General features: G+C 72.6%; 10 protein-coding genes. 4 read left to right on the top strand and 6 right to left on the bottom strand.

Annotation, left to right across the window (positions count from 1 at the left end; genetic code table 11):
* Positions 1-554: 554 nt before the first annotated feature.
* Positions 555-1,025, bottom strand: a complete 471-nt coding sequence (locus ABIA32_RS13960) for a septum formation initiator family protein (RefSeq protein WP_370094636.1) — start codon at positions 1,023-1,025, stop codon at positions 555-557.
* Between the two features lie 25 nt (positions 1,026-1,050).
* A complete protein-coding gene (gene rsmH / locus ABIA32_RS13955) occupies positions 1,051-2,022 on the bottom strand; it encodes a 16S rRNA (cytosine(1402)-N(4))-methyltransferase RsmH (RefSeq protein WP_370094634.1) in 972 nt (323 codons plus the stop codon).
* 489 nt (positions 2,023-2,511) lie between these two features.
* Between rsmH and ABIA32_RS13950 the strand changes: the two genes are divergently transcribed.
* The 4 genes from ABIA32_RS13950 to ABIA32_RS13935 all read left to right on the top strand — a co-directional run bounded on the left by ABIA32_RS13950 (position 2,512) and on the right by ABIA32_RS13935 (position 8,256).
* Positions 2,512-3,069, top strand: a complete 558-nt coding sequence (locus ABIA32_RS13950) for a beta-class carbonic anhydrase (protein WP_370094632.1) — start codon at positions 2,512-2,514, stop codon at positions 3,067-3,069.
* A 273-nt stretch (positions 3,070-3,342) separates the two neighbouring features.
* The gene (locus tag ABIA32_RS13945; protein ID WP_370094671.1) at positions 3,343-4,344 is read left to right on the top strand and encodes an AAA family ATPase; all 1,002 of its coding nucleotides are present in this window, start codon (positions 3,343-3,345) and stop codon (positions 4,342-4,344) included.
* A gap of 2 nt (positions 4,345-4,346) precedes the next feature.
* Entirely contained in the window at positions 4,347-5,876 is a 1,530-nt protein-coding gene (locus ABIA32_RS13940; RefSeq protein WP_370094630.1) for a DUF58 domain-containing protein, read from the top strand.
* 1 nt (position 5,877) lies between these two features.
* Positions 5,878-8,256, top strand: a complete 2,379-nt coding sequence (locus ABIA32_RS13935; protein WP_370094628.1) for a DUF3488 and DUF4129 domain-containing transglutaminase family protein — start codon at positions 5,878-5,880, stop codon at positions 8,254-8,256.
* Positions 8,257-8,277: 21 nt separating this feature from the next.
* Here ABIA32_RS13935 and ABIA32_RS13930 read toward each other — a convergent pair whose 3' ends face one another.
* From ABIA32_RS13930 to ABIA32_RS13915, 4 genes are all read right to left on the bottom strand, one after another.
* Positions 8,278-9,951: an RICIN domain-containing protein gene (locus ABIA32_RS13930; protein ID WP_370094626.1), complete on the bottom strand. Its 1,674-nt coding sequence runs from the start codon at positions 9,949-9,951 to the stop codon at positions 8,278-8,280.
* 177 nt (positions 9,952-10,128) lie between these two features.
* Entirely contained in the window at positions 10,129-10,524 is a 396-nt protein-coding gene (locus ABIA32_RS13925) for a DUF3040 domain-containing protein (RefSeq protein ID WP_370094624.1), read from the bottom strand.
* Positions 10,525-10,686: 162 nt separating this feature from the next.
* A complete protein-coding gene (dinB, locus tag ABIA32_RS13920; RefSeq protein WP_370094621.1) occupies positions 10,687-11,991 on the bottom strand; it encodes a DNA polymerase IV in 1,305 nt (434 codons plus the stop codon).
* A gap of 306 nt (positions 11,992-12,297) precedes the next feature.
* Entirely contained in the window at positions 12,298-13,041 is a 744-nt protein-coding gene (locus ABIA32_RS13915; protein WP_370094619.1) for a methyltransferase domain-containing protein, read from the bottom strand.
* Positions 13,042-13,060 lie beyond the last annotated feature (19 nt).

Here is a 13,060-nt window from a genome sequence, read left to right as displayed (position 1 = left end):
GGAGCGCGGGATTGCGCACCGGAGCGCGATCCGCCCGCAGGGCCGCCGTAGCCGTCCGCGCCCTCCCCCCGCGCGGAGCGCGGCTGGCCGCCGGAACGAGGTGCTGGAGCACCGTCCCGCGCCGACCGCGAAGCGCCACGCCCAGCCGAATCGGCTGAACCCCGACCCTCCCCGCGCGGAGCGCGGGATTGCGCACCGGAGCGCGATCCGCCCGCAGGGCCGCCGTAGCCGTCCGCGCCCTCCCCCCGCGCGGAGCGCGGCTGGCCGCCGGAGCGAGGCGCTGGAGCACCGTCCCGCGCGGAGCGCGAAGTGCCCCGCCAGGCGGAGTCGGCCGAGGAACCCCGGGACTCCCCGCGCGGCGCGCGCGGCTGAGCGCCGGAGCGCGGGCTACCGGCGGCTCCGCCCTGTGGGCCGAAAGCGTCCCGGTCCCCCCCGCGCGGAGCACCGTCCCGCGCGGAGCGCGAAGCGCCGGAGCGAGGGGAGGGGGGCTGGGCGCCGTCGCGCGTGGGGCGGTCGGGGTCGCGGGGGGTCTGCGGCATGGTTCGGTCTCTCCGTCAGTGGCCGGAGGGCGGGGTGGAGGGCTTGGACGGTTTCCCGGAAGGCGCGGTCGAGTGCGCTGTCGCGTGTGGCGTCGGCGTTGGGGTCGGGGTGGTCACCGGCGCCGTAACCGACGTGGGCGTGGGAGACGGCGCAGCCGGGAGACGGGAGGGGTCGCCGAGCGTCTTGCCGTTGTCCGCCAGGAACGCCGGGTTGCCGCTCGGGACCATGCCCAGCCCACGGGCCCGCGCGGCGAGCGCGTCCGGCGCGGACCAGCCGTCGATCTGCTGCTGCAGCCCCTGTCGCTCGTTCTGCAGTGACGTCGTCTGCCGCTGCAGCTTCGAGACCGTGAACCCGCCCTGGCTGAGCGCCGTGTTCAGCATCAGCAGCGCGATCAGTCCGCTCGCCAGCAGCACCATCACCAGCAGCGCGAACGGTCCCCGCCCCGCCTTCGCGGAGCGAGTACCGCGTCCCCTCCCGACAGCCACCTGCAAGCACTCCCATCGACAACGATCAATGCCCGGCGCGTTCCCTGATTCTCTCGACCGCCCGCATCCGCACCGGCTTTGCCCGGCGGTTCTCGGCGAGCTCCTCCTCCGTGGGCAGCTCCGCGCCGCGCGTCAGCAGCTTCAGGCGCGGCTGGTGCTCCTCGGGAACGATCGGCAGGCCCGGCGGCGCGGTCGACGCCGCACCCGCCGACAGGAAGCCCTTGACCAGCCGGTCCTCCAGCGAGTGGTACGAGAGCACGACCATCCGCCCGCCGACCGCCAGGGCGTCCAGCGCTCCCGGAATGGCACGTTCCAGCACCGAGAGCTCCCCGTTGACCTCGATCCGCAGGGCCTGGAAGGTGCGCTTGGCCGGGTTGCCCCCGGTCCGCCGCGTCGCCGCGGGGATCGCATTGCGCACCAAATCCACGAGACGCGCGCTGCGGGAGAACGGTTCCTTCTCGCGCTCCCGCACGATCACCGAGGCGATCTTGCCGGCGAAGCGCTCCTCGCCGTAGAACTTGAGGATCCGGGCCAGCTCGCCGTGCGAGTAGGTGTTGAGCACCTCCGCCGCGCTGATGCCGACCGTCTGGTCCATCCGCATGTCCAGCGGCGCGTCCTGCGCGTACGCGAAGCCACGGTCCGCCTCGTCGAGCTGCATCGAGGAGACGCCCAGATCGAAGAGCGCCCCCTGGATCCGCTCGATGCCGAGCCCCGCCAGCACCTCGGGGATCTCGTCATAGACCGCGTGCACCAGCGTCGCGCGCTCGCCGAAGGGCGCCAGCCGCTCGCCCGCGAGCCGCAGCGCCACCGGGTCACGGTCCACCGCGACCAGCCGGGCCTCAGGGAACTCGCGCAGCAGCGCCTCACTGTGGCCGCCGAGGCCCAGCGTCGCGTCCACCACGACCGCGCCGGGCGCGGCCAGCGCCGGGGCCAGCACCTCGAGGGTGCGCCGGAGCATCACCGGGACGTGCTTCGCGTTGTCCGCGGCGGAACTCATCGGGGGCCTCTCTGCTGCGGCCCGCACCGACGGGTCCCCGCCCGCTCGCCCGGTGGGGCTGTGCCCTTTCGCGCGGGGCCCTCTGGCGCCGGGGAAGAGGCGTCAGCGGGCAGCCGCGTGGAGGTGCCGAGCGGGTGGAGGCCGGTGGGTGCGGGCCCTCAATACGTGCTCAAGAACGTGCGGAGCGTCTCTTCTGACACTCCCTCGACGTCGCGTCACTCTACTCCACGGCTCAGTCGGGTCAATCGAACGGCACGGCCGACACCCCGTCCGAGTGAACAAGGAAACCCCTGGTCAGCACGGTTCCCCTCACCCCCTGGGGGCGCGCGCCACGTCCGGGCGCGCCCCCGCGCGGCCGGCGTTCACACGGGCGGCGGAATCTCACGTGACCGGTGTGGCAGCCTCTGGGCACGTGCCCTGCGTCACAGCGCCCCTTTTCGCCCCTTTCCCGCCCTCTCACCTGAGGGAATTCCCACTACGGTCGTATCTATGACCACGACGCCCGACGCCCCGCATCTCGGAGAGACCCCGGACGCGGACGAGCGCCGCCCCCACGGGTCCATCATCGACAGCTTCGTCGCCCGCAACCGCGACTACGCCACGCACTACCGCGACGGCGGCATGGACGCACGTCCGGTCCAGCACGTCGCCGTGGTCGCCTGCATGGACGCCCGCCTCGACGTGCACGCCGCGCTGGGCCTGGAGCTGGGCGACTGCCACATCATCCGCAACGCCGGAGGCGTGGTCACCGACGACACCATCCGCTCGCTGACGGTCAGCCAGCGCGCACTCGGCACCCGCTCGATCGCACTGATCCACCACACCGGCTGCGGCCTGCTCGACCTGACCGAGGACTTCCGGGTGGAGCTGGAGCGCGAGGTCGGCATCCGGCCGTCCTGGGCGCTGGAGTCCTTCACCGACCTGGAGCAGGACGTCCGCCAGTCGATGGCCAGGGTGCGCACCTCCCCGTTCCTGCTGCACCACGAGGACATCCGCGGCTTCGTCTTCGACGTGCACACCGGCCTGCTGCGCGAGATCGAACCGTAGAGACTCCGGTCCGTGGAGACTGGGGAGATCGCCCTGATCCGGCGCCCGGACCGGCCTCCGCGACATGATCTTTACGGCAAATCACCCCTTGTCAGCCAGTCGAGTGACGTAAACCGCCCGCACAGGGAACAATGCCTCTCGAGTGGGCCTCGTACGGGACATGGCGAAGGCCCACTGACGGGGTACCTCCCAGCCGTAGGCTGAAGGAGGGTGGACGGGCCGAGGAGCAGCCGGGTGACGACCTTCGACAATCGCAGCGGTGTCGACCAGCGCATGGAGACCCTCCCGCAGGCGTCTCCGGGCAGCAATGGACTCCACGGCCCACTCGCCGAGCTCGACGCGGTGGTGAGCCGGATCCGCGCCTCCGTGGAGAGCGTGCTGGAGGGCAAGCCGGAGGCCGTGCACCTGGCCCTCACGGTGCTCCTGGCCGAGGGCCACCTGCTGATCGAGGACGTGCCGGGCGTCGGCAAGACCATGCTGGCCAAGGCGCTCGCGCGGTCGATCGACTGCACCGTGCGCCGGATCCAGTTCACCCCCGACCTGCTGCCCTCGGACATCACCGGGACCAGCGTCTTCGACCAGAACCGCCGCGAGTTCGAGTTCAAGCCCGGCGCGATCTTCGCGCAGATCGTGGTCGGTGACGAGATCAACCGCGCCTCGCCGAAGACCCAGTCCGCGCTGCTGGAGTCGATGGAGGAGCGTCAGGTCACCGTCGACGGCGTCAGCTACCAGCTGCCCGCGCCGTTCATGGTGGTGGCCACGCAGAACCCCATCGAGATGGAGGGCACCTACCCGCTGCCCGAGGCCCAGCGCGACCGCTTCATGGCCCGCATCTCCATCGGCTACCCGAGCGCCGAGGCCGAGCTGCAGATGCTCGACGTGCACGGCGGGGCCTCCCCCGTCTCGTCGCTGCAACCGGTCGCGCACACCGACGACGTGCTCAAGCTGATCGACGTGGTCCGCCGGGTCCACGTCGCCGACGAGCTGCGCCGCTACGCGGTCGCCCTGGTCTCCGCCACCCGCACCAGCCCGGAGCTGCGGCTCGGCGCCTCGCCCCGCGCCACCCTGCACCTGCTGCGCGCGGCCCGCGCCACCGCCGCCCTGGACGGGCGCAACTACGTGATCCCCGACGACCTGCAGCAGCTGGCCGTCCCGGTGCTCGCGCACCGCGTGCTGCCGACCGCGGAGACCCAGCTGGGCCGCCGCTCCCCCGAGGACGTCATCGCCGACATCGTGCGCGCCCTCCCCATCCCGCAGCTCAACCGGGGGCTCTGACCGTGCCGCCGACCGAACGGCGCCCACCGGAGAAGCGCGAGGCGGGGACCCTTCGGCAGGCCTTCAGCGGGCTGACCACGCGCGGCCGCTGCTTCCTGGCCGCCGGGCTGACCGCCGTGCTCTGCTCGTACCTGCTCGGCCAGTCCGCGCTGATGCGGGTCGGCCTGCTGCTGGCGGGGCTGCCGCTGTTCAGCGTCGCGATGCTGGTCCGTACCCGGTACCGGGTGGCCAGCGGTCGGCGGCTGGCGCCCTCGCGCACCCCGGCCGGCCAGGAGGCACGGGTCCACCTACGGGTCGACAACGTCTCCCGGGTGCCCACCGGACTGCTGATGCTGGAGGACCGGGTCCCCTACGTGCTCGGACCGCGCCCGCGCTTCGTGCTGGACAGGGTCGAGCCGCGCGGGCACCGCGAGGTCTCCTACCGGGTCCGCTCCGACCTGCGCGGACGCTATCCGCTCGGGCCGCTCCAGCTGCGTCTCGGCGACCCGTTCGGGCTCTGCGAGCTGACCCGCTCCTTCACCGCGTCCGACCTGCTGACGGTCGTCCCGCAGGTGCAGCCGCTGCCGCCGGTGAAGCTGACCGGCGAGTGGTCCGGCTTCGGCGACAGCCAGGCGCGCGCGGTCGCGCTGGCGGGCGAGGACGACGTGGTGCCGCGCGAGTACCGGCACGGCGACGACCTGCGCCGGGTGCACTGGCGTTCCACGGCCAAGTACGGCGAACTGATGGTCCGGCGCGAGGAGCAGCCGCTGCGTCACCACGCCACCGTGCTGCTGGACACCCGTGACCGCGGGCACCGCGGCTCGGGTCCGGCCTCCTCCTTCGAATGGGCGGTCAGCGCCGCCGCCTCGGTCGCACTGCACCTGCTCCAGCTCGGCTACGAGGTGCGACTGCTGACCGACACCGGCGAGCAGGCGACCGCCGCCGGCGCGCTGAGCGCGGGCGGCACCGCGACCGAGGCGGCGGGCCTGCTGCTGGACCGGCTGGCCGTGGTCGAGTTCTCCGAGGGCGCGGGCCTCTCGCGCGCCGAGGAGGTGCTGCGCCTGGGCGGCGAGGGGCTGCTGGTCGCGATCCTGGGCAGCCTGGAGGACGAGCAGCTCGCGGAGCTGTCCCGGCTGCGCCGCCGGGCGGGCTCCGCCGTGGCGCTGCTACTGGACACCGACAGCTGGACGCTGCTGCGCGGCCTCGGCGGCTCGGGCAACGGTTCCGGCAACGGCTCCCCCGGCGGCTCCGGCAACGGCGGCTCCGGCAACGGCGGCTCCAACGGCAGCGCTGGCGGCAACGGCAACGGTTCGGCGCTCGGCGAGGAGCTCATCGACCCGCGCGAGCGGCACCAGCGGCTGCTGCGCGAGGCCGGCTGGCGGGTCCTGCCTTCCCGCTCCGGCGACTCGCTGCCGGAGCTGTGGCGACTGCTCGGCCGCGCCGGAGGCGGCGCGGGCCGATCCCCGGCCCCGGCCGCCCCTGGCCCTGCTGCCGCTGCCACCACCGCAGTCACGAACGGCACGAGCACCAGCACGACCAACGGGGGATCGTGAGATGAACGCCCGCACGCGGATCGCACTGACCGCCGCGGCGGCCACGGTACTGACCGCGACCTCCCTGTGGCCGCTGGTGCAGCCGACCAGCTGGCTCGTGGAGGCCACGTTCCTGCTGCTGCTCCTCACCGGAACCGGTGTGCTGACCCGGCGGGTCTCACTGCCGCGCCCGCTCACCGTGCTGGCCCAGCTCATCGTCGCCGTAGTGCTGCTGACGGTGTTCTTCGCCGACGACGCGGCGGTCTACCACCTGCTGCCCGGTCCGGCGGCGCTGCACCGCCTCGCCGGGATCGTCACCTCGGGCGTGGACGACATGTCCCACTTCAGCACGCCCGCACCGGCCACCGTCGGGCTGCGGTTGCTGCTCACTCTGGCCGTGCTGGGCATCGGCCTGCTGGTGGACGTGCTCGCCGTCACCTACCAGCGCGTCGCGCTCGCGGGCCTGCCGCTGCTCGCCCTCTACGCGGTGGGCACCGGCATCCACCCGCACGGGCCGATCTGGCTCTGGTTCCTGCTCTCCGCCTTCGGCTTCCTGACCCTGCTCATGGCCGAGGGCCGGGACCGGGTCGCCCGCTGGGGCCGGGTCTTCCACGGCAGCGCCGGAACCATGGCCGGCCAGAGCACCAGCCCGCTCACCGCCTCGGGCTTCCGGATCTCCGCGCTGGCGGTGGTCGGCGGGCTGCTGCTGCCGCTGCTGCTGCCCTCGGTGGGCACCGGCATCGTCGCGGACCTCGGCGGAGGCAGCAACGGTCCCGGCAACGGCAACGGCGTCATCACCGCCGTAGACCCGCTGGCCTCGTTGGCCGTCAGTCTTCAGCAGAACCGCTCGACGCCGGTGCTGAGCTACCGGACCACCTCGAACGACCCCAGCGACCAGTACCTGCGGATCGTCGACCTGGAACAGTTCAACGGCGTCTCCTGGAGCACCGGCACCCAGCGGGCGCTCACCCTGCCGACCACCCTGGGCACCCCCGAGGACCTCGCCGGCTGGGTGCGGCGCACCCAGGTCAAGACCGAGGTGACCACCCAGCACGGCTACGTGCAGCAGTGGCTGCCGATGCCCTACCCGGCGACCGGGCTGCAGGTGCAGGGCGACTGGCGCTGGGAGCCCGAAGGCCGCACGGTCATCGGCGGCTCCAACGCGCAGACTGCCTCCGACCTCGACTATGTGGTGGACAGCCTCTCGCTGCACCCGACCCAGGACCAGCTGCGCGGCGTCGGACCGGCGCCGGACCCGATCAAGCAGAACTACCTGGCCCTGCCCGCGAACCTGCCGCCCGTGGTCGGCGACACCGCGAGGGCGGTGACCGCAGGGGCCGCCAGCGACATCGACAAGGCCCTGGCCCTTCAGGACTGGTTCACCCAGAACGGCGGCTTCTCCTACAACACCAAGGTGCCGGTGAGCACCGGCCCGAACGCGCTCGCCGACTTCCTGTCCCGCAAGCAGGGCTTCTGCGTGCACTTCGCCTCGACGATGGCCGCGATGGCACGCAGCCTCCACATCCCGGCCCGGGTCGCGGTCGGCTTCGCCCCCGGCCACCAACAGGCCGACGGGAGCTGGCTGGTCACCACCACGAACGCGCACGCCTGGCCCGAGCTGTACTTCACCGGTGTGGGCTGGCTCCGTTTCGAGCCGACCCCGAGCATCGGCGTCCCGCCGGGCTACGGCAGCGCCGCCAGCCAGCCGACCACCAACCCCACCACGGGCGCGACGACCGCGCCCGGCCCGCAGGCGAGCAGCACCGCGCACAACCCGGCCTGCACGGCGCAGCAGCGCCGGCTCGGCGATTGCGGCCGTGCCCAGACCGACACCGGAACCGGCCACCCGGCCTCCGCGCTGTCGGCGACCTCCCCGCTGGGGCTGGCCGGCTGGTCGCTGGCCGGACTGGTGGTGCTTCTGCTGCTGGTGCCGATGCTCTGGCGGCTGCGGGCCCGCAGCGCCAGGCTGCGTCGCGGCCCGACCGGGCTGACCGACCAGCAGGTGCTCGCTGCCTGGCGCGAGTTGATCGACACCGCCTGGGACCTGGGCATCCCGCCCGACGACGCCGAGACCCCGCGGCACACCGCGGCCAGGATCAGCGAGCTGGGCGAGCTCGGTCCCGGCCCGAGCGCGGCGGCGGGCCGGCTGGCCCTGGCCACCGAGCAGGTCCTCTACGCCCCCGAGGTCTCCGTGCCGCTGTCGCTGCGTCAGGACGTGCGGGAGGTCAGGGACGGGCTCGCGGCCTCCTCCGACCGGCGGACCCGACTGCGGGCGGTCGTGCTGCCGCCCTCCTCGTCCCGCCTCTACCGCGGCGCGTGGCGACGGACCCGGGCCCGGGTGGCGGACCGGACGCGACGCGGGGCCGCAGCCCTGTGGAGCAGGCTGCGACCCCGCCGGTAGTGCGTTACCGCGCTGTGCCGATCATCCGTGCAGGTAGACGATGCCGAGCTTGGTCAGCTGCCAGAGCTGGCCGGCGGCACCGGTGTCGGGCTGAAGGACGGTGACGTAGTTGCCGGACGAGTCAGTGGCGGCGCTGGTGCCGAGGGTCAGCACCATGCCGGCGTTCTGCGAGTCGGCGATCTCGTAGGAGCCGTTGCCGGCGGGCTTGAAGACCCAGTGCTGGTTGCCGCCGCCGTTGCAGCCCCACTGCTCCAGCTTGGTGCCGGCCGCGGTGCTCGCGGCGGTGGCGTCCAGGCACATGTTGCGGTTGCCGCTGAAGTCCAGCTCGTAGCTGCCACCGGACTTGATCTCGAAGACGAAGGACTCGTTCAGTCCTCCGGCGGCGGGATAGGTGATCGCGGGCCGGCCGTTGGTGCTGTCGCCGTAACTGCCGCCGCCGGAGAAGTCGAGCACCTGGCCGTTGGCCTTGTTGGTCAGCTGGTACCAGGCGCCGTCCTCGGGGATGTCGCCGAAGGAGGCGACGCCGGTGGTCAACGGCATGATCGTGGTGCCGTCCTGTTGGTCCAGCGTGCAGTAGGCCTCCTGCTGCGCGGGCTGGTGGTAGAAGTCGTAGAGGCAGGCGCCCTCGGCCTTGTAGCCGGCCACGCGCGGGTGGTACGACTGCCGCACCTCGTCGGTGCACAGGCCCGCGACGCCGATCGACTGGTCACAGCCGTTGCGGGTGAGCTCACCGAGGTCGATCACGTCGCCGTTGATGTACTCGTACGGCGAGCTGGTCCACTCGGCGCAGACCTCGTGCCCGTAGGAGACCCGGCGCTGGTCGAGGAACCGCACCCCCGGCACGGCCTCGGAGGCCGCGCGCTCGGTGTCGTCCAGCTGCGGCACCACCCAGTTGTGCGCCCAGGCCGCGTCCTCGGGGAAGCCGGGACAGCCCTGGGCGACCTTGTCCGCGTAGGTGTTGCTGCGGATGTCCGGGGTGATCGGGGTGAAGTACGAGTTCAGCACCAGCTGGTAGGAGCTGTCCGCGTAGCCGGCGGTGCGCATGGTCTGCCGGATGTCGGTCAGCGCGGCCTCGATCTTCGGCAGCACCGCCTTGGCGCGGGCGCTGATGGTCGCGCTGCCGATGGTGTCGCGGCAGCCCTTGGACTGCGGGATCGGGAAGTAGGCGGTCAGGCAGGAGACGACGATGCCGGTGAAGTCGAAGTCGTCGTTGGCGCCGATGGTCACCACGACCATCTTCACGTTGTAGTTCGCGGCGGTCTGGGCCAGTTGGACGTCCTGCTTGGGCTCGCCGTAGTCGCCGCCGCCCGGTCCGGTGATCTTGGCCAGGGTCGGGTCGGAGGTCAGGTCCCCGGTCTGCGCGCCGGAACAGGCGAGATCGACCGGGGTGACGCCGGTGATGCCGGTGTCGAAGATGAGCGACTGGTTGTGGCGGTGACAGAAGTTCTTGGGGCCGTCGGTGCCTGTCATGTAGGCATCGTTGGTGTCGGTGCCGGCGCCCTCGCCGGATATCGCACTGTCACCGAGGGAGACGATCGCGACGGGACGGGTGTCCGTACCGGTGGCAGCGGCGGGCTGCGCGGCGACCGTGCCCATCCCGCCGACCAGGGCGGCTACGGCGGTGGCGGCGAGGGCCGCTCTGATCTTGAGCGTGGCTGAGCGGGTTGAGCGGGCTGACCTGGCGGATCTGGTCACGCAGAGCTCCTGAGGGTGGACGGGGAGTGCCCGGATCGCCCCTCAGAGTAGGTACCCGTAGGTAACATAACAAGAGTCATGCTCATGTTTTTTGCAGCGAGCACAACAAGAAGCGGGCCCCGAAGTCTCCTTCGGGGCCCGCTGTACGAGGTCTGTCCTGCTCAGCTGCTCAGTTGCCTAGAAGCCGCCGCGCTGCTGCTCCTGCCGGCGCTGCCAGCGCTGCTCCATCCGGTCCACGACGCTGCCGCTGCGCTTGCGGCGTCGCATCGGCGCGCCGGTCCGCGGGTCCACCAGGGCCAGTCGCGGGATCCGCCGCCAGGCGGTGATCCCGAAGACCGCACCCGCCAGCATCAGCACGAATCCGCCGACGCTCACCCACTGCTGATGCAGGAAGAGGCCTCCCATCAGCAGGCCGACGCCCACCACGAAGCCCGCCGCCGAGGCGTAGACGGCCCGACGGGTCCGCGTGCGCAGCCCGCTGCCTTCAAGCGCCGTCGCGAACTTCGGGTCCTCGGCGTACAGCGCTCGCTCCATCTGCTCAAGCAGACGCTGCTCGTGCTCCGAGAGCGGCACGTCGTCCTCCTCCTCTGGCCGCCGGGGCGGGGACCGCCACCGGGGCGCCCACCCCGCCGCACTGCTTGATTCTCGTACAGAGTTTTTTGATCTCGCTAGTGAAGCGTGTATGCCCCGGGCGACCGGCCGTCATGCTTGCTGGCTTTACCCGAATCATACGGTTCACCCTGGGTTTTTGGAGTGCGGTGCCGGATGTGCGGTACCTCTCTCCCGACCTGCTCCAGGACGGCCCGAAACGCTTCGGTGTGCCCGGTCAACGGGCGAGGTCGCGGAGAAGTTTCCCAAGATCGCGGAAGTACGCTCGGACCCCTGCTCGGACCCCCGCTCGGACCCGCCCAGCAGGCTCGCCGGACGGACTGCTCCGGGGCCGAACCTGGCCTGCACGGCGTCCACCGTCCGCTCCAGCTCGGACCAGCCGTGCTCGCGCTCCCCCAAGGCGAGTTGCTGCGGTCGCGCGCCCTCGGCCAGGCCCTCCACCCGCAGACCGACCAGCCGGATCCTGGCCCGCCCCGGCGCCAGCCCCCGGAAGAGCGGGACCGCCGCCGCGTACAGGTCCCTGGCCAGGTCCACCGGCTCCGGCAGACTGCGCGAACGAGTGACGGTACGAAGATCGGCGAAGCGCACCTTGAGGGTGACGGTACGTCCGGCCAGCCCAGCGGCGCGGAGCCGCGCCGCGGTGGACTGGGCCAGCCCGAGCAGCGTGGTCCGGATCAGCTCGTGCTCCGCCGAGACGTCGGCGGGGAAGGTCCGCTCCCCGCCCATACTCCGCTCGGCGCGCTGCGGCACGACCGGACGCGGGTCCTCGCCGCGCGCGTACCGCGCGAACTGGTCGCCTGCGGCGGCCCCGACGATCCGCCGCAGGGTCTCGTGCGGCGTGGCGGCGAGGTCACCGACGGTGACCAACCCGAACCGGGTCAGCGCCTCCGCGGTGCGCGGCCCGACGCCGGGCAGCGCGGTGGCCGCGAGCGGCAGCAGGAAGCCCTGCACCTCGGCCGGACCCACGATCTTGACGCCGTCCGGCTTGGCCGCGACGGAGGCGAGCTTGGCGATCAGCTTGTTCGGCCCGACGCCGACGGACAGCGCCAGGCGCTGCTCGTCGCGGACGCGCTTGCGCAGGAGCTCTGCGAGCGCGCGCGGCCGGATGGGCACGCCGGCCAGGTCGAGGTACGCCTCGTCGAGCGAGACCGGCTCGACCCGGCGCGCGAACGAGTGCAGCACCGCCATGACATTGGCGGAGACGACGGCGTACTCGTCCATGTCGGGCGCGACGACGACCAGCTCCGGACAGAGCCGCCTGGCCCGCACGACCGGCTGCCCGGACGCGACGCCCCGCGCCCGCGCCTCGTACGTCGCCGACATCACCACGCCCCGGGGGCCAGTGCCCCCGACGGCAACGGCCCTCCCGGCCAACTCCGGCCTCCGCCGCTGCTCGACGGCGGCGTAGAACGCGTCCAAATCCGCATGCACGATCACAGCGGATCACTTGCCCTATCAGGGACGCGGGGCTCCACCGATATGCGGCTCCGCCGCGTGGGCGCGACAAGCGGTAGCTTTCGCTGCCGCCTGTGGCTGCACCCTCCAGGGGCGCGGGGAACTGCGCGACAAGCCACCCTGGGAGGTAGCGCACCGAACGCGCAGGGCCATCCGCACAGGGTGGTTTCTCGCGCAGTTCCTCGCGCCCCTGGAGGGTGCAACTCACCCATCTGCGGACCTGTCGCGCCCGCGCGGCGGAGCCGCACATCAGCAGAGCCTCGCGCCCCTGGCGTGCTGCAACTATCCCTGGGCGAGTTCGGCGAGCACGTGCAACTGCGTGGCCACCGCGTGGAAGGACGGGTCCTCAGAGGCCGCCTGCTCCAAGGCGAGGAGCGCGTCCAGCGCGCCCGGCTCGGTGTCGACGAGGACGCCGGGGACCAGGTCCGCGAAAATGCGGACCCCGTGCACCGAGAGCACCGAGAGACCCGCCCCGTCTGCCAGAGCCCGGAGCTCCGCTCCGGTGAAGCGGCGCGGGGCGTCGCTCTTCTCCACGCCGGCCAGCGCAGCCTTCGCCTCGGCGAAGTGGCCCGAGAGAGCGCGGGCCAGGACCGCGCCGTTGCGGTTGGCAGCGAGCAGGCTGACGAGACCGCCCGGCCGCAGCACCGCGGTGAGGTCGCGGAGCGACTCCGCAGGGTTGTCGACAACCTCCAGCACGCCGTGGCAGAGCACCGCGTCCACGCTGCCAGGGGCGACCTGCTGCGCGAGGGTGTCGGTGTCGCCCTGTATCGCGCGGATCTGGCCGGTGACGCCGGCCTCCGCCGCCCGCCGTTCAAGGGCGAACAGCGCGTCGGGGCTGGGGTCGACGACGGTGACCCGGTGGCCGAGGCTCGCGACGGGCACGGCGAAGTTGCCGGTGCCGCCGCCGGTGTCCAGGACGTCCAGGACCGGGCGGCCGAGCGCGGCGGCCTGCCGGTCCAGCGCCGCGCGCAGGACCTCCCACACCACGGCGGTCCGGAGGGCGCTACGGGGACGCGTCGGATACACGGATCGGCTCCTCGGGTCG

It is taken from the genome of Streptacidiphilus sp. MAP12-20 (assembly GCF_041262525.1).
GTDB lineage: Bacteria > Actinomycetota > Actinomycetes > Streptomycetales > Streptomycetaceae > Streptacidiphilus.
Note: the sequence above shows the minus strand (reverse complement) of the source record. Positions and strands in the feature narration are given on the sequence as shown.